The organism is Palleronia sp. LCG004 (assembly GCF_032931615.1).
Lineage (GTDB): Bacteria > Pseudomonadota > Alphaproteobacteria > Rhodobacterales > Rhodobacteraceae > Palleronia.
On record NZ_CP136759.1, the window covers coordinates 1,254,974 to 1,270,719 of the forward strand.

A 15,746-nucleotide genomic window follows, 5' to 3' on the forward strand; every position below is an offset into this window, starting at 1 on the left:
TCCGGCGACAGCGCGGGAGAGGCGTCATGGTCCCATCGACTGAAAGCGAGAGCCGGAAGCTGCTCGGCCGCCTGCGCGATGCGTTGGCCGACGACAGCGCCGGTCAGGCGCGGCTCGACCGGATCACCTCGATCATCGCCGAATCCATGGAGACCGAGGTCTGCTCGATCTACCTCTTCCGCGATGCCGATACGCTGGAACTCTGCGCGACCGAGGGTCTCAGGCCCGAAGCGGTCCACCAGACGCGGATGCGCCTGGGCGAGGGCCTCGTCGGTCGCGTCGCCCGTCTGGGCCGGATCATCAATGCCGCCGACGCGCCCTCCGAACGCGGCTTTCGCTACATGCCCGAGACCGGGGAGGAGATCTATTCCTCCTTCCTCGGCGTGCCGATCCAGCGTCTGGGCGAGAAACTCGGAGTCCTCGTCGTGCAATCGAAGATCGCGCGCGAATATTCCGACGACGAGGTCTACGCGCTCGAGGTCGTCGCGATGGTGCTGGCCGAGATGACCGAACTCGGCGCGTTCGTGGGCGAAGGCGCGGCCCTCTCGGCGCGGCATCAGCATCCGGTCTTCATCCGCGGCACCATCGTCCAGGAAGGCACGGCCGAGGGTCAGGTCTGGCTGCACGAACCCCGCGTGGTCGTCACCAACCCGATCGCCGAGGATCCCAAGCGCGAGACCGATCGCCTGACCGCCGCCGTCGAGAAGCTGCGCGTCAGCGTCGACGACATGCTCGACGGGGCCCTGACGAACGACAAGGACCAGCGCGAAGTCCTCGAGACCTACCGCATGTTCGCGCATTCGCGCGGCTGGCTCCGGCGGATGTGCGAGGATATCGAACGCGGGCTGTCGGCCGAGGCGGCCGTCGAGAAGGAACAGTCGAGCGCCCGGGCCCGGCTGCAGAAGGCCCCCGACCTCTACATGCGCGAGCGGCTCACCGATCTCGACGACCTGTCGCGCCGGCTGCTGAGAATCCTGACCGGTCAGGGCAGCGAGACGGGGGCGGAGATGCCGCCCAACCCGATCCTCGTCGCCCGCAATATCGGCCCCGGCGAGCTTCTCGATTACGGGCGGTCGCTGCGCGGCATCGTCCTCGAACAGGGATCGGTCGGAAGCCATGCGGCGATCGTGGCCCGCGCGCTTGCCATCCCGCTGGTCGTCCATGCGCGCGGCATCACGACCGAGGCGCTGAACGGCGACCACATCCTCGTGGACGGCGAACAGGGCAACGTCCATCTTCGCCCCGAGGACAACATCATCTCGGCCTTCCGCGACAAGATCGCGATGCAGGCCAAGGCGCAGGAACGCTATGCCGACCTCCGCGGCATGCCCGCCACCACGCTTTGCGGCACGACCGTGTCGCTCGCGATGAATGCGGGGCTCATGGCGGACCTGCCAAGCCTCCAGGGGTCGGGTGCCGAGGGCGTCGGTCTCTTCCGGACGGAGCTGCAGTTCCTCGCGCGCTCGGCCGTGCCGCGCCGCGCCGATCTTGCTGCGCTCTATTCCCGCGTGCTCGACGCGGCCGACGGCAAGCCGGTGACCTTCCGCACGCTCGATATCGGTTCGGACAAGGTCCTCCCCTACATGAAGCGCCCGGACGAGCCGAACCCCGCGCTCGGATGGCGCGCCATCCGTGTTGCGCTCGACCGCAAGGGCATCATGCGGATGCAGCTTCAGGCCCTCATCCGTGCCGCCAATGGTCGTCCGCTCCGCGTGATGTTTCCCTTCGTGGCCCAGCTTGGCGAGTTCCAAGAGGCGCGGCAGCACCTCCTCGACGAGATGGAGCGCGAGCGCAAGCTCGGACGCCCCCTGCCCGCATCGCTCGAGATCGGCGCCATGCTCGAAACCCCGAGCCTCGCCTTCGCGCCGCGACAGTTCTTCGAGCTTGCCGATTTCATCTCGATCGGCGGCAACGATCTCAAGCAGTTCTTCTTCGCGGCCGATCGCGAGAACGAGCTGGTGCGCCGCCGCTACGACACGCTCAACGTGAGCTTCCTGACCCTCATCGAGATGATCGTCGATCGCTGTGCCGAGGCCGGCACACCCCTCAGCTTCTGCGGCGAGGATGCCGGCCGCCCGGTCGAGGCGATCTGCATGGCGGCAATGGGGGTGCGGACGCTGTCGATGCGACCGGCCTCGATCGGACCGGTGAAGCATCTGCTGCGCAGGATCGACCTGACGGAGGCCCGCGCCGTGATCGAGAAATCGTCGGAAAGCGGTGCCCAGTCGGTCCGGACGGACGTGATGGAATGGCTTGGCCGGTCGCTGTCGTCGGGCGGGGACTGAGCCCGGCGATCAGACGACCATGCGCGGGGGCTTCAGGATCAGCCGGAATTCGCGAAGCAGCAGATCCACATCGACGTCATGGTCGCGCGCCACGGCTCTCAGGCCGAAATAGACGCGGGCCATTTCCTGATAATAGCTGGTAAAGGCGTAGTTGGTCGCGGCACCCGCAACCGCGCCGATCAGCGGCACCGCCTGCGCGGCCAGCTTCTGTCCCAGCACCGTGGCGAGCCTCGGCGCGATGCGCGCGATGATGCCGTGGATCGCCGGGCCGGTCAGCGTGACCCGCGCCGACAGGAACGCCATGTCGGTCCCGTCATCGCGGGCGAGCGGCCCGGCGGCGGAAAAGATCTGCAAACATTGCGCGCGCACGACGGGATCTTCGGTATCGAAACCCTGATCGTGGGCGATGCCCTGTATGGCCCGCAACAGCACGGTCGTCGTCACGGGCAGTTCGGCCAGCGCGGTCGGAAGCCCGCCCGCACCGCCCGCGGCCCCCATCGCCGAGGTGAGCGCGGTATTCAGCCAGTCCGGCCTGTCGGCCACCCGCTTTCGCGATCCGCTTGCCGCATCGAACGCTGTCTCGAGTGCCCGGCGCGTCGCCCGGTCGAGCTGATTTCGCACCGAATAGGGCAGCTTCTCGATCAGATCTTCGGCCTGCCCCCCGACGAGGCTCAGGACCTGCATGCCGATATTATCGGCGCTGCGAAAGCGCCTGGCCAGGGACTGGACCGCCTCCTCAATCTCTGGCGAAAGCGCATCGGACGGGACGGGCGTGGTACGATCGGTCTGGTTCATTCCCCTAAGATGGGGCGAGGTCCCGCTTCCGACAAGATCTCAGGCATGGCGCTCGACGGAACCGGCAACCCCGTCCCATGCCCCCTCGCAAAGCGCATGCCCCAGCACCCGTTCGGGATTCGTGGGCGGCGGCATCTCGACGGTTGCAAGCCGCGTGAAACCGAACCGTCCGTAATAGGGCGCATCGCCCACCAGCATGATCCTGCACCAGCCGAGCGCCTCGGCCCGCGACAGCACCGCCCGGATCAGCAACCCGCCGAGCCCCTCTCCCTGACGCGTCGGATGCACGGCCACGGGGCCCAGCAGCAGCGCGTCGTACTGCCCCCCGATCGTCACGGGCCAGACCCGGATGGCACCGCCCAGGATCCCGCCTTCGTCGCGCGAGACGAGGCACAGCTCGCGCACCGGATCCACCCCGTCGCGCAGCCTGTAGGACGAAAGCGCCGTGCGCCCGGGCGCGAAACTCAGATCGAAGAGCGCCTCGACCTCCCACCAATCGGCGGGCGTTTCCTCGCGTAATCCCGTCACCCTGTCCCGATCTCCCTGCACACTGGCGGCGGCCCTAGCATGGGGCTAGGGTCCGGGCAAACCGATCCCCGACCCGGAAGGACCCAGACACGCATGTTCTATCGCCCCGAAGACGGCCACGGTCTGCCGCACAATCCCTTCAACGCGATCGTCACCCCGAGGCCGATCGGCTGGATCTCGACGCGCGGCACCGACGGATCGGAGAACCTCGCGCCCTATTCCTTCTTCAACGCCATCGCCTACACGCCGCCGCAGGTCATGTTCTCCTCGACCTCCGCCAAGGAGGATCGCGGCGACACCAAGGACAGCGTGGCCAACATCCGCGAGACCGGCATCTTCTGCGTCAACATCGTGGAATTCGCGATGCGCGACGCGATGAACCTAACCTCCGGGCCCTGGCCCAAGGAAGAGGACGAGTTCACCAAGGCCGGCATCACGCGCGAGGATTGCCAGACCATCGCCTGTTCGCGGGTGGCCGCGGCCCCCGCCAATCTCGAATGCCGCCTGACCGACATCGTGACGCTGAAGGGCGAGAACAACTTCCTCGTCCTGGGCGAAGTCACCGGAATCCACATGCGCGACGATTGCCTGAAGGACGGGATCTTCGACGTGCTCGCCTTCAACCCTCTCACCCGGATGGGATATCAGGACTATTCCGTGGTGCGCGAGAAGTTCTCGCTGGCCCGGCCGACGGGCTGAATCCCCGGTCGGGCATGGCCCGGCCTCTTGACCCATACCCGCCCCCGCAGAACGGGCACAGGCACGAAGGACGAGCGACATGCAGACCAGGATCGGGATCATCGGCGGATCCGGCCTCTATCAGATCGACGGGCTCGAGGACGCGAAATGGGTCGGGGTCGAGACGCCCTGGGGCCGTCCGTCGGACAAGATCCTGACGGGCAGTCTCGACGGCATCCCCATGGCTTTCCTGCCCCGCCACGGCCGCGGCCATGTCCATTCCCCCTCGACCGTGCCCTATCGCGCCAATATCGACGCGCTGAAACGCCTGGGCGTGACCGACATCTTCAGCGTCTCGGCCTGCGGCTCCTTCCGCGAGGAAATGGCCCCCGGCGATTTCGTGATCGTCGACCAGTTTATCGACCGGACCGTGGCACGGGAAAGCTCCTTCTTCGGAACGGGCTGCGTCGCGCATGTCAGCGTCGCGCACCCGGTCTGCGCGCGGCTCGGCGATGCGGCCTTCGCGGCCGCCGAGGCGCAGGGCGTACGCGTCCACCGCGGTGGCACCTACCTCGCGATGGAGGGGCCGCAATTCTCCTCGGCGGCCGAATCGCGGATGTACCGCGAGGCATGGGGCGCCGACGTCATCGGCATGACCAACATGCCCGAGGCGAAGCTCGCCCGCGAAGCCGAGATCTGCTATGCGAGCGTCGCGATGATCACCGATTACGACAGCTGGCACCCCGATCACGGCAGTGTCGAGATCACCGACATCATCGCGACCCTTTCCGGCAATGCCGATGCGGCGCGCGGGCTCGTCGCACGGCTGCCCGCCCTGCTCGGGTCCGATCGCGCGCCCTGCCCGCATGGCTGCGACCGCGCGCTCGACCATGCGATCATGACCGCGCCGGACCACCGCGACCGCGATCTCGTCGCCCGGCTCGATGCCGTCGCGGGCCGCGTCCTGCAGCCGGATTGAACGCCGAAACCCCGGTCCGGGTCGTTCCCCCCACCGGGCGAAGCTGTTAGGGCTGCGCCGAAACGCCCGTTGATCCCCGAGGCCCGACATGAACCGCAAGACCGTCCGCGACTATATCCGCACCATTCCAGACTTCCCCCACGAGGGGATCATGTTCCGGGACGTGACGACGCTGATCTCGGACCCCCGCGGGTTCCGCATCTGCGTCGACCAGCTCCTCCATCCCTATGCGGACGGGCGCATCGACAAGGTCGCGGCGCTCGAGGCGCGGGGCTTCATCCTCGGCGGCGCCGTCGCGCACCAGCTCGCCAAGGGCTTCGTGCCGATCCGCAAGAAGGGCAAACTTCCCTTCTCGACGATCTCCGAGGAATACACCCTCGAATACGGTCAGCAGGTGATGGAGATTCACGAGGACGCGCTCGCCCCCGGCGAGCAGGTCCTGATCGTCGACGATCTTCTGGCGACGGGCGGCACGGCCGAGGCCGCGATCAAGCTCTGCCGCAGGCTCGGGGCCGAGATCGTCGCCTGCGCCTTCGTCGTCGATCTTCCCGATCTCGGTGGCCGCGCGCGGCTCGAAAAGATGGGCATTCAGGTCGACGCGCTCTGCTCGTTCGAGGGCGAATGAGATGCACCTCGGTCTCCTGCAATGCGGGCCGACGGATACCGCGCTCGATATAGCCCATGGCGGCTATCCCGAACTCTACGCGGCCCTCTTCGGCGACGGGTTCGACTGGACGACATGGCGGGTCTTCGACGGCGACCTTCCCGACGGCCCCGATGCCGCCGAAGGCTGGGTCGTCTCCGGATCGCGCCACGGTGCCTACGAGGCGCATGACTGGATCGCCCCGCTCGAGGCCCTGATCCGCGAGATCCATGCAAGCGATCTGCCGCTGGTCGGCATCTGCTTCGGTCATCAGATCGTCGCGCAGGCGCTTGGCGGGCGGGTCGAAAAGTTCGAGGGCGGCTGGTCCGTCGGGCGTCGCGGCTATTCGATCGACGGGCAGGTCCGGCACCTCAACGCCTGGCATCAGGATCAAGTGGTCGCCCCTCCCGAAGGGGCGCGCATCATCGCATCGAACGACTTCACACGCTATGCGGGCCTCGCCATCGGTGACCGCACTCTGACACTGCAGCCGCATCCCGAATTTCCATCGGGATATATCGAAAGCCTCATCGAGGCCCGATCGGACAGCGGCGTCCCACCCGAGATGCTGGCGCAGGCGCGCGAGGATCTGACCCTCGACATCGACAACGACGCGATCGGCGCATGGCTCGCCGACTTCATGCGATCGGGACGGAGCGCGACATGACCGACTGGATATCCCATGCGCCCGACGCGGCGCGAGACTACCTCGACGGCAATCGCCTGGACGAGGTCGAATGCATCGTCTCCGACCTTCCCGGCATCGCGCGCGGCAAGGCCATGCCGGCGTCGAAATTCGCACGGCAACGGCAATTCTTCATGCCGTCCTCGATCTTCCTGCAGACCATCACGGGCGACTGGGCCGAGGACATCATTCCCGAGGGCACGACCGAGCCCGACATGGTGCTGACGCCCGATTACGCCACGGCGACCGCCGCCCCCTGGACCGGCGACTGGACGCTGCAGGTCATCCACGACATGCACATGCAATCGGGCGACCCGGTTCCCTTCGCGCCCCGCAACGTGCTCAAGCGCGTCATCGCGGCCTATCACGCCAAGGGCTGGAAGCCGGTCGTCGCCCCCGAGATGGAATTCTATCTCGTCGCGCGCAACGTCGATCCCTCGCAGAAGATCCAGCCGATGACCGGCCGCTCGGGTCGGGCCGCCGCCGCGCGGCAGGCCTATTCGATGTCGGCGGTCGACGAATACGGCTCCGTCATCGACGATATTTACGATTTCGCCGAGGCACAGGGTTTCGAGATCGACGGGATCACGCAGGAAGGCGGTGCCGGCCAGCTCGAGATCAATCTGCGGCACGGCGATCCGGTAAAGCTCGCCGACGAAATCTTCTTCTTCAAGCGGTTGATCCGCGAAGCCGCGATGCGCCACAACTGCTTCGCGACCTTCATGGCGAAACCGATCGAGGGCGAGCCCGGAAGCTCGATGCACGTGCATCATTCGGTGCTCGACGCGAATGGTTCGAATATCTTTACCGATGCGACCGGTGCCGAAACGGATCTTTTCCGCCACTTCATCGGCGGCCTGCAGCACCATCTTCCGAACGCGGTCGCCCTGCTCGCACCCTACGTCAATTCCTACCGCCGCTATGTCCGGGATTTCGCGGCGCCCGTGAATCTCGAATGGGGGCGTGACAACCGTACGGTGGGCCTGCGCGTGCCGATCTCCGAGCCCGAGGCGCGCCGGATCGAGAACCGGATCGCGGGCATGGACTGCAATCCGTATCTCGGAATCGCGGCCTCGCTCGCCTGCGGTTATCTCGGGATGGTCGAGGGACGGAAACCGAGGGCCGAACGCACCGATACCGCCTATGGCGTCGATGGCGACCTGCCCCGCGGCCTCTTCGATGCGCTGGGATGCTTCCGGGACGATACCGCGTTGCAGGACCTCCTCGGGCCGGAATTCGGTCAGGTCTATTCGGCCGTGAAGGAGGCCGAGCATCACGAATATCTTCAGGCGATCTCTCCGTGGGAGCGGGAGCACCTGCTGATCCACGTCTGACGGGCGGTGCCCCGTCGGACCGGTGGAGGTTTCGCGGCGAAACCTCCAACCGCTCGTCCCCTATTTCGAGTTCATCTTGGTCAGCTGATCCTGCAGCGCGGCAAGCTGGCTGCGGATATCGTCAAGCTCTTCGCGGGACGACCCGCCGGCATTCGCCGGTACGGATGTGTCGTCATCCCCCTCGTCGGGGTTCGGACCATGACCGCTCCACCCGCCGGTCATCGCCTTGAGCCAGGCGCGCTGCTGCGCCTGCATCGTTTCGAATCCGGGCATCGTGGACATGGGATTCAAGGCCTTTTCCATCATCTTCGACTGGCTCTCGCGCAGCATGTCGAAACTCATGGAAAGGAATTGCGGGACGACCGAATTCGCCTGCGTGGTGTAGCTGCGAACGAGATCGGTCAGCACAGCCAGCGGAAGGACCGATTCGCCCTTCGACTCATGCTCGGCCACGATCTGCAAAAGGTACTGGCGCGTCAGGTCCACGCCGGTCTTGAGATCCACGATCTGGACTTCGCGTCCGTCGCGGATGAAGCGCGCGATGTCGTCGAGCGTGACGTAATCGCTGGTCTCGGTGTTGTAGAGGCGCCGGCTGGCGTAGCGTTTGATCAGCAACGGCTTCTGCGGCTCGGTCATCCGTGACCTCCAGGCGTTCGGACATGCGTCAGGGACCGTAGGATGCTCGTGGACAAAAAGAAAGGGCGGACCTGAAAGGCCCGCCCGTCACTCGTCACCACTCCCCGCCGCGAGGCGCGGAATGTCGAAATCACTTCGCCGCGTTCGTCGCCTTCTTGGCGTTCGCGCTCATCTCGGCGGAGGTCTTTTTGGCTGCGGCGCTCATGTCCTCGGACATGTCCTTGCCGGCAGCCATCATCAGCTCGACCGTCTCCATCTGGACCTGCTTCGCGACTTCGGCGAAGGCGGCCATCGTCTCGGCCGTCATCTCGGCCTGGGCCGAGGCGAAGTCGGTCATCGCCTTGCCGTAATCGGCCGGCTCGTCACGGACGGTGGCGACGCCACCCATCTTGGTGATCGTTTCCTTGGTCCATTTCGACGAGATGTCGGTCGACTTCTCGGCAGCGTCGAGGACGACCTTGGACATCCGCTCGCCGAAGGAGGCGTAGGATTTGAAGCCGTCCTGGAAGGAGTTCATGTCGACGGGAAAGGACGACATCATCTCGTTGATCATCTTGGTGTAGTCTTGGGTCTTGGCAGCCATTTTGGTGCTCCTCTCGATAGTCGAGGGCAAACGATCCGCTGGGTGCCCTCCGGTGCATTGTCAAAACAATATGCATGCTGCACTGCCGCATTGCAAGGGGTTTTTCTGCACTGCAGCAAATTAACGATTCGACCGGGGCTCAGGGCGTATGGCTCAGCACATAGGTTCCGGGCGCGTCTCCGAGCGTTTCCCGATCCGCACCGGGGATTCGGGCATCGACCTTTTTCCCGGACTTCCTGGCAAGCCATTCGCCCCACCTGCCCCACCAGGTCCCCTCATGGAATTCGGCGGCCTGCTGCCAGTCATCCGGCGATCCCTTCCAGTCGCCGTTCACGTAATGACCGTATTTCTTCTTGCTCGGCGGATTGACGATGCCTGCGATATGGCCGGATTCGGACAGAACGAAGGTCTTGGAACGGCTGCCCATCTTCTGCATGCCGCGAAAGCTGCTGCGCCAGGCCGCGATGTGGTCGCTTTCGCAGGCGATGGCCATGAGCGGGACCTTCACGTCGGAAATGTGGACCCGCTCGCCCAGCACCTCGAAGCCCTCGGTCGCGAACCTGTCTTCCTGACAGAGACCACGAAGATACTCGATCGCCATTTTCGCGGGCAGATTCGTCCCGTCGCCGTTCCAGTAGAGAAGGTCGAAAGCCGGCGGGGCCTCGCCCATCATGTAGCTTCGGATGGCAGGGCCGTAGATCAGATCGTTGGAGCGCAGAAAGCTGAACGTGCGCGTCATGTAGAAGCTGTCGAGGATGCCGTGACGCTCGACCTCGCGCTCGATCCCGTCGACGAAATCGTCCTCGAGAAAGACGCCGACCTCTCCGCGATCGGAAAAATCGGTAAGCGTCGTGAAGAAGGTCGCCGACTTGACCGTCTTCCGACCGCGCTTTTCCAGAAGCCCAAGCGCAAGCGACAGCGTCGTCCCGGCGATGCAATACCCGACGGCGTTGACCTGCTCCTCGCCCGAAATCTCCTGCACCTGCGAGATGGCCTCGAGGAACCCCTCTTCGATGTAGTCGTCGAGGGAGACGTCGCTGTAGCTCGGATCCGGATTGACCCACGAGACCACGAAGAGGGTGAAGCCTTGATCGACGATCCATTTCACGAGGCTGTTCTTCTCCTTCAGGTCGAGGATGTAGAACTTGTTGATCCAGGGCGGAAAGATGACGAGCGGCGTCCGGTGCACCTGTTCGGTTGTGGGGGCATACTGGATCAGCTCGAACATGCGGTTGCGGAACACGACCTTGCCGGGCGTCGTCGCGATGTTCCTGCCGACCTCGAAGGCATTCTTGTCGGCCAGCGTCACCAGCAATTCGCCGTCATTCGCCTCGAGATCGCGGACGAGATTCTCCAGCCCGTCGACCAGCGATTGCCCCTCAGTCTCGACCGCCCGGTTGAGCGCCTCGGGGTTCGTGCCGAGAAAGTTCGTGGGACTCATCATGTTGACGATCTGCTCGCTGAAATAGCGCAGGCGCTTGCGGTCCACCGCGCTCAGCCCCTCGAGATCGTCGACTGCCTGCGCGATGGCCTGCGACGAGATCAGGTATTGCTGCTTGATGTAGTTGAAGAACGGATGCCGCGACCAGAGCTCTCCCGCGAAACGGCGATCGTTGCCCGTGCGATCCTCGATCGGGGTGAAATCGCCGCGCACCATCTTGTGCTGGGCCTCGACATACTGGGTCAGCGCCTTGCCCCAGTATTCGATCTGATGCTCGAATATCTTGGCGGGATTGGCCATCGCCTCGGCCGTCCATGCGCCCATCGCCTTCATGTAGAGGTCCGACCCCGGAACCTGGAGCGATTGCGGCACCTGCCGTTTTCCCGATACGGCCGTGATGAGACGGGTCGAAAGCTGTTCGAGCTTGGCGATATTTTCCGCCATCTTTTCGGTGACTTCGCCGTCCCTGTCGGAATGGATAGTTGTCATGACGGGCTCCCCACAGTATTTTGCTGCAAAGCAGCATCGCGTTCGGGTGCAATTTCGCCCGGTATTTGGGCGTCGTTTACCTAAAAGAGTTAGAGCGATGGGCGGTGCGAAGCAAACCCGGAAACCATCCGGGGGAAGGACGATGCGATGCGCAACATGATGACCTACGACCTGATGGAAACGGCGCGCGTGACGAGCCAGTGGATGGGAGCGACCGCGCAGGCGATGGGGTCCTACCCCGCTATGGGCCTTGTCGCCAACCCGGCCTACCAGCTGATGTCCGCCTGGGGCGAAGTCGCGCAGCGCAGCTTCGAGCGGATGGTCGCGAAGCCCGATTGGGGCATCGATACCGTGACCGGTTCGGACGGCCGCGACCTCGTCGTCACGGTCGAATGCGCCCTGAAGAAGGATTTCGGGGATCTCATCCGCTTCAAGGTTCACGGGCGCGACCCGATGGCGCGCAAGGTGCTGATGGTGGCGCCGATGTCGGGCCATTACGCCACGCTCGTCCGGTCGACCGTCGCATCGCTTCTGCCGGATGCGGACGTCTATGTGACGGACTGGCACAATGCCCGCGACATTCCCGTGTCGAAGGGCAAGTTCGATGTTGAGGATTACACGCTCTACCTCGCCGAATTCATGCAGCATATGGGGTCAGACACCAACGTCATCGCGATCTGCCAGCCCGTGCCCCTCGCGCTCGCCGCGACGGCATGGCTCGCCGATGTGGACCCCAAAAGCCAGCCACGGTCGCTCACCCTCATCGGCGGGCCGGTCGACCCGGATGCGCGCGCGACCGAGGTGACCGATTTCGGGCACCGCGTCACGATGGGGCAGCTCGAGAAGACCGTGATCCAGAGCGTGGGCTTCAAGTATGGCGGTGCCGGGCGGCTGGTCTATCCGGGGCTCCTGCAGCTTTCCTCGTTCATCTCGATGAACCTCGACACGCATACGAAGGCGTTCCAGGACCAGATCCTGCGCGTCGCCAAGGGCGAGGCGGGCGACAACGACCGCCACAACAAGTTCTACGACGAGTATCTGGCGGTCATGGACATGACGGCGGAATTCTATCTCTCGACCGTGGAGCGGATCTTCAAGCAACGCGACATCGCGCGGAACGCCTTCACCATCGACGGCAAGGCCGTGGACATCTCGAAGATCACCGATGTCGCCGTCCACATCGTCGAAGGCGAGAACGACGATATCTCGGCCCCCGGACAGTGCCTTGCGGCGCTCGACCTGCTGACCGGGCTTCCGGACGAAATGAAGACGGCCCATCTCGAACCCGGTGCCGGACATTACGGGATCTTCGCCGGGAGTTCCTGGCGAAACAACATCCGCCCTCTGGTGCTCGACTTCATCGACGAGGCCTCGGGTCGGTCCGAAGCGACACCCCGTCCCGGCAACCCGAAGGCCAACGGCAGCAAGCCCGCACCGAAGATCGACGATACCGGACCGACGCCGGTCTGAGCGCGCTCAGCAGAGCGCGGTGAGGACGTCCTCGATCTCGAGCTCGACGAGAGCCAGGCATTCCGGCGTCGAGAAGCGGTGATCGGCCCCTTTCACGAGGGTCAGCCGCACGTCGCCCGGCAGATGGTCCAGCAGGTTCAAGGCGACCTGCCGGTCGACATCCGCATCCTCGGTCCCCTGCAGAAGGCGAATCGGGCCGATCTCGCGGATTGGGTCGCGCAACACCAGACGATCGCGCCCGTCCTCGATCAGACGGCGGGTAATGACATATGGGTCGCCGTACTCCGATGGGAGCGCAACGCGTCCATCGTCGTGCAATGCGCGGCGCTGATCGTCGGTAAAGCTTGCCCACATGCTGTCCTCGGTGAAGTCGGGGGCCGCCGCGATGCCGACGAGGCCCGCGACACGGTCGAGATCCCGCGCCACGAGCAGCGAGATCCACCCGCCCATGCTGGAGCCCACGAGCACGATCGGCCCGTCGGTCAGCGTTTCGATCGCTACGCGTGCATCCTCGGCCCAATCGCCGATTGCACCGTCCTCGAACGCGCCGGATGACTCTCCGTGCCCCGAATAGTCGAAACGGAGGAATGCGCGGCCCGAGGCGCGCGCCCAGCCCTCGAGATGCACGGCCTTGGTTCCGCCCATGTCGGACTTGAACCCGCCCAGAAAGACGATCCAGGGGCCCTGCCCCTCGCTTCGATGATAGGCGATGCGCCGGCCGGCGGCGGTTTCGATGAAATCTGTCATGAGGCGCAAGGATATGGCGCAGAGGCGCAAAGGAAAGGGCCCGCTTGACTCGCGACGATGGGGCGGCCATCTGGGGCGGACATATCTTGCAACCGGGCGTTCCGTGGGCGCCGAACCGACGAGGAGGCCCGACATGGCCCAGATTTCCCTCACATTTCCCGATGGCAACAGCCGCGAGTTCGACGCTGGCGTGACAGCCTCCGAAGTGGCGGCCTCGATCTCCAAGTCACTCGGCAAGAAGGCCATCTCGGCCAGCCTCGACGATGCGCATTGGGATCTGCAATGGCCGATCGAGCGCGACGGCCGTATCGCGATCCACACGATGGACGACGAGGCCGCGGCGCTGGAGCTGATCCGTCACGATGCCGCCCATATCATGGCCCGCGCCGTGCAGGAGATCTGGCCCGACGTGAAGGTCACCATCGGCCCTGTTACCGATCACGGATGGTTCTACGACTTCGACCGCACAGAGCCCTTTACCCCCGAGGATCTGGGTGCCATCGAAAAGCGCATGCGCAAGATCATCGAGGCGCGCGATCCCGTTCGGACCGAGATCTGGGACCGCGACCGCGCGATCGCCCATTACGAGGCCGAGGGGGAGCCCTTCAAGGTCGAGCTGATCGAACGGATCCCGGAGGACGCCCCGATCCGCATGTACTGGCACGGCGACTGGCAGGATCTCTGCCGGGGGCCGCATCTGGTGCATACCGGACAGGTCCCGGCCGATGCGTTCCGGCTGATGGGGGTTTCCGGGGCCTACTGGTTCGGCGACGTCAACCGTCCGCAGTTGCAGCGGATCCAGGGCGTGGCCTTTCGCAGCAAGAAGGATCTCGACGCGCATCTCACCATGCTCGAGGAAGCCGCGCGCCGCGATCACCGCAAGCTCGGCCGCGAGATGGACCTGTTCCACATGCAGGAAGAGGCACCCGGTCAGGTCTTCTGGCATCCGAACGGCTGGAACATCTATACCACGTTGCAGGATTACATGCGGCGCAAGCAGCGCGCGCATGGCTATTCCGAGATCAACACCCCCCAGATCGTCGATCGGAAGCTCTGGGAGGCTTCGGGACACTGGGACAAGTATCAGGAGAACATGTTCATCGTCGAAGTGGACGAGGAGCATGCCCGTGAAAAGGCCGTCAACGCGCTGAAGCCGATGAACTGTCCCTGCCATGTGCAGGTTTTCAACCAGGGGCTGAAATCCTATCGCGACCTGCCGCTGAGGCTCGCCGAGTTCGGTGCCTGTTCGCGGTACGAGCCGTCGGGTGCGCTGCACGGTCTGATGCGGGTGCGCGGCTTCACGCAGGATGACGCACATATCTTCTGCACCGAGGACCAGATCGAGGGAGAATGCGCGGCCTTCATCGACATGCTGGCCAGCGTCTATCGCGATCTCGGATTCGACCGGTTCGACATCAAGTTCTCGACCCGGCCGGAAAAGCGCGTCGGGTCCGACGAATCGTGGGATTACGTCGAGAACGCGCTCGAGAACGCGATCAAGGCCACGGGGCACCCCTATGAGCTCGACCCCGGCGAGGGTGCGTTCTACGGGCCAAAACTGGACTTCAAGCTGACCGACGCGATCGGTCGTGAATGGCAGCTCGGCACCTTTCAGGTCGATCCGAACCTGCCCGAGCGGCTCGACGCGAGCTATATCGCGCCCGACGGGGCAAAGCGCCGACCCTACATGCTGCACCGCGCCATCCTGGGCTCGTTCGAGCGGTTCCTGGGGATCCTCATCGAGAACTACGAGGGAAAACTGCCCTTCTGGATCGCGCCGCGTCAGGTCGTCGTGGCATCCATCGTCTCGGATGCGGACGAGTACGTCACCGAGATCGCGGATCTGCTGCGCCGTGCCGGCATCCGCGCAGAGGCCGATACCCGAAACGAGAAGATCAACTACAAGGTGCGCGAGCATTCCGTGGGCAAGGTGCCGGTGATCCTCGCCATCGGTGGGCGCGAGGTTGAGGAGCGGACAGTATCGCTGCGGCGTCTGGGCGAGAAGCAGACCCGGACCGTCGATCTCGAGACGCTGATCGCGGATCTCGGGGCCGAAGCGACGCCGCCCGACCTCAGGTAAGTTCGGCGCGGGTCGTCGCGTCCCAGCCAAGATGGAGTGTGCCGTCCACATCGATGACGGGGCGCTTCATCAGCGTCGGATGCACGACGATAAGATCCACCGGGTCATGTTCCCGCTCCGCCTCGGAGAGATTGCGCCACGTCGTCGATCGCCGGTTGAGCAAGATATCTCCGAATCGCGCGTGAAACTCGGCGATCCGCTCAGCTGGCAGGCCATCGGCCCGTAGATCGTGGAACTCCACCTCGTGACCCGCATCGCGCAGGGCTTTCAATGCCTTGCGGCACGTATCGCATGTCTTGAGACCATAGAGCTTCATCGGCGGGACCGTTCGGTGAGAGATTTCGTTTGAGTTTTACTTGCAATCGGTCCGGAA

15 protein-coding genes are annotated in these 15,746 nt (G+C 64.7%); 8 read left to right on the forward strand and 7 right to left on the reverse strand.

The window, feature by feature from the left end; genetic code table 11:
• Nucleotides 1-26: 26 nt before the first annotated feature.
• Entirely contained in the window at nucleotides 27-2,285 is a 2,259-nt protein-coding gene (gene ptsP / locus RVY76_RS06045; protein ID WP_317376484.1) for a phosphoenolpyruvate--protein phosphotransferase, read from the forward strand.
• Between the two features lie 9 nt (nucleotides 2,286-2,294).
• Here ptsP and RVY76_RS06050 read toward each other — a convergent pair whose 3' ends face one another.
• Together RVY76_RS06050 and RVY76_RS06055 are read right to left on the reverse strand one after the other, a co-directional pair.
• Nucleotides 2,295-3,080, reverse strand: a complete 786-nt coding sequence (locus RVY76_RS06050; RefSeq protein WP_317376485.1) for an EcsC family protein — start codon at nucleotides 3,078-3,080, stop codon at nucleotides 2,295-2,297.
• 39 nt (nucleotides 3,081-3,119) lie between these two features.
• Nucleotides 3,120-3,608, reverse strand: coding sequence for an N-acetyltransferase (locus RVY76_RS06055; protein WP_317376486.1), 489 nt, complete (start codon nucleotides 3,606-3,608; stop codon nucleotides 3,120-3,122).
• A gap of 93 nt (nucleotides 3,609-3,701) precedes the next feature.
• On the opposite strand from RVY76_RS06055, the gene RVY76_RS06060 reads away from it, so the two are divergent.
• From RVY76_RS06060 to RVY76_RS06080, 5 genes are all read left to right on the forward strand, one after another.
• Nucleotides 3,702-4,307, forward strand: a complete 606-nt coding sequence (locus RVY76_RS06060) for a flavin reductase family protein (protein WP_317376487.1) — start codon at nucleotides 3,702-3,704, stop codon at nucleotides 4,305-4,307.
• Nucleotides 4,308-4,386: 79 nt separating this feature from the next.
• Nucleotides 4,387-5,265, forward strand: a complete 879-nt coding sequence (locus tag RVY76_RS06065; RefSeq protein WP_317376488.1) for an S-methyl-5'-thioadenosine phosphorylase — start codon at nucleotides 4,387-4,389, stop codon at nucleotides 5,263-5,265.
• A gap of 88 nt (nucleotides 5,266-5,353) precedes the next feature.
• Nucleotides 5,354-5,890 carry an adenine phosphoribosyltransferase gene (locus RVY76_RS06070; protein WP_317376489.1) on the forward strand — a complete coding sequence of 179 codons (537 nt, stop codon included), beginning with the start codon at nucleotides 5,354-5,356 and terminating at the stop codon, nucleotides 5,888-5,890.
• 1 nt (nucleotide 5,891) lies between these two features.
• Nucleotides 5,892-6,575: a type 1 glutamine amidotransferase gene (locus RVY76_RS06075; RefSeq protein ID WP_317376490.1), complete on the forward strand. Its 684-nt coding sequence runs from the start codon at nucleotides 5,892-5,894 to the stop codon at nucleotides 6,573-6,575.
• Nucleotides 6,572-7,927, forward strand: a complete 1,356-nt coding sequence (locus RVY76_RS06080) for a glutamine synthetase family protein (protein WP_317376491.1) — start codon at nucleotides 6,572-6,574, stop codon at nucleotides 7,925-7,927. The genes RVY76_RS06075 and RVY76_RS06080 overlap by 4 nt, the downstream gene beginning before the upstream one ends.
• 60 nt (nucleotides 7,928-7,987) lie before the next feature.
• On the opposite strand, the gene phaR is transcribed toward RVY76_RS06080, so the two are convergent.
• The 3 genes from phaR to phaC form a co-directional block, all read right to left on the reverse strand.
• Nucleotides 7,988-8,563 carry a polyhydroxyalkanoate synthesis repressor PhaR gene (gene phaR, locus RVY76_RS06085; RefSeq protein WP_317376492.1) on the reverse strand — a complete coding sequence of 192 codons (576 nt, stop codon included), beginning with the start codon at nucleotides 8,561-8,563 and terminating at the stop codon, nucleotides 7,988-7,990.
• Between the two features lie 130 nt (nucleotides 8,564-8,693).
• On the reverse strand, nucleotides 8,694-9,146 hold the full coding sequence (locus tag RVY76_RS06090; protein WP_317376493.1) for a Phasin: 453 nt from the start codon (nucleotides 9,144-9,146) through the stop codon (nucleotides 8,694-8,696).
• A 139-nt stretch (nucleotides 9,147-9,285) separates the two neighbouring features.
• Nucleotides 9,286-11,076, reverse strand: a complete 1,791-nt coding sequence (gene phaC / locus RVY76_RS06095) for a class I poly(R)-hydroxyalkanoic acid synthase (RefSeq protein WP_317376494.1) — start codon at nucleotides 11,074-11,076, stop codon at nucleotides 9,286-9,288.
• Between the two features lie 147 nt (nucleotides 11,077-11,223).
• Here phaC and phaZ point away from each other — a divergent pair, with 147 nt between their 5' ends.
• Nucleotides 11,224-12,546 carry a polyhydroxyalkanoate depolymerase gene (gene phaZ / locus RVY76_RS06100; protein ID WP_317376495.1) on the forward strand — a complete coding sequence of 441 codons (1,323 nt, stop codon included), beginning with the start codon at nucleotides 11,224-11,226 and terminating at the stop codon, nucleotides 12,544-12,546.
• 6 nt (nucleotides 12,547-12,552) lie between these two features.
• On the opposite strand, the gene RVY76_RS06105 is transcribed toward phaZ, so the two are convergent.
• Complete coding sequence (locus RVY76_RS06105; RefSeq protein ID WP_317376496.1) at nucleotides 12,553-13,293, reverse strand: alpha/beta hydrolase; 741 nt, start codon at nucleotides 13,291-13,293, stop codon at nucleotides 12,553-12,555.
• Nucleotides 13,294-13,426: 133 nt separating this feature from the next.
• On the opposite strand from RVY76_RS06105, the gene thrS reads away from it, so the two are divergent.
• On the forward strand, nucleotides 13,427-15,373 hold the full coding sequence (gene thrS / locus RVY76_RS06110) for a threonine--tRNA ligase (protein ID WP_317376497.1): 1,947 nt from the start codon (nucleotides 13,427-13,429) through the stop codon (nucleotides 15,371-15,373).
• Here thrS and RVY76_RS06115 read toward each other — a convergent pair.
• A complete protein-coding gene (locus tag RVY76_RS06115; protein ID WP_317376498.1) occupies nucleotides 15,366-15,689 on the reverse strand; it encodes an arsenate reductase family protein in 324 nt (107 codons plus the stop codon). The two genes, thrS and RVY76_RS06115, sit on opposite strands and share 8 nt — an antisense overlap.
• Nucleotides 15,690-15,746 lie beyond the last annotated feature (57 nt).

Coding starts and splice junctions, on each gene's coding strand:
- phaZ (WP_317376495.1), top strand. CDS start 11,224: ATGCGCAACATGATGACCTACGACCTGATGGAAACGGCGCGCGTGACG.
- RVY76_RS06115 (WP_317376498.1), bottom strand. CDS start 15,689: ATGAAGCTCTATGGTCTCAAGACATGCGATACGTGCCGCAAGGCATTG.
- RVY76_RS06090 (WP_317376493.1), bottom strand. CDS start 9,146: ATGGCTGCCAAGACCCAAGACTACACCAAGATGATCAACGAGATGATG.
- RVY76_RS06070 (WP_317376489.1), top strand. CDS start 5,354: ATGAACCGCAAGACCGTCCGCGACTATATCCGCACCATTCCAGACTTC.
- RVY76_RS06065 (WP_317376488.1), top strand. CDS start 4,387: ATGCAGACCAGGATCGGGATCATCGGCGGATCCGGCCTCTATCAGATC.
- ptsP (WP_317376484.1), top strand. CDS start 27: ATGGTCCCATCGACTGAAAGCGAGAGCCGGAAGCTGCTCGGCCGCCTG.
- RVY76_RS06080 (WP_317376491.1), top strand. CDS start 6,572: ATGACCGACTGGATATCCCATGCGCCCGACGCGGCGCGAGACTACCTC.
- RVY76_RS06105 (WP_317376496.1), bottom strand. CDS start 13,293: ATGACAGATTTCATCGAAACCGCCGCCGGCCGGCGCATCGCCTATCAT.
- thrS (WP_317376497.1), top strand. CDS start 13,427: ATGGCCCAGATTTCCCTCACATTTCCCGATGGCAACAGCCGCGAGTTC.
- RVY76_RS06075 (WP_317376490.1), top strand. CDS start 5,892: ATGCACCTCGGTCTCCTGCAATGCGGGCCGACGGATACCGCGCTCGAT.
- RVY76_RS06060 (WP_317376487.1), top strand. CDS start 3,702: ATGTTCTATCGCCCCGAAGACGGCCACGGTCTGCCGCACAATCCCTTC.
- phaC (WP_317376494.1), bottom strand. CDS start 11,076: ATGACAACTATCCATTCCGACAGGGACGGCGAAGTCACCGAAAAGATG.
- RVY76_RS06050 (WP_317376485.1), bottom strand. CDS start 3,080: ATGAACCAGACCGATCGTACCACGCCCGTCCCGTCCGATGCGCTTTCG.
- phaR (WP_317376492.1), bottom strand. CDS start 8,563: ATGACCGAGCCGCAGAAGCCGTTGCTGATCAAACGCTACGCCAGCCGG.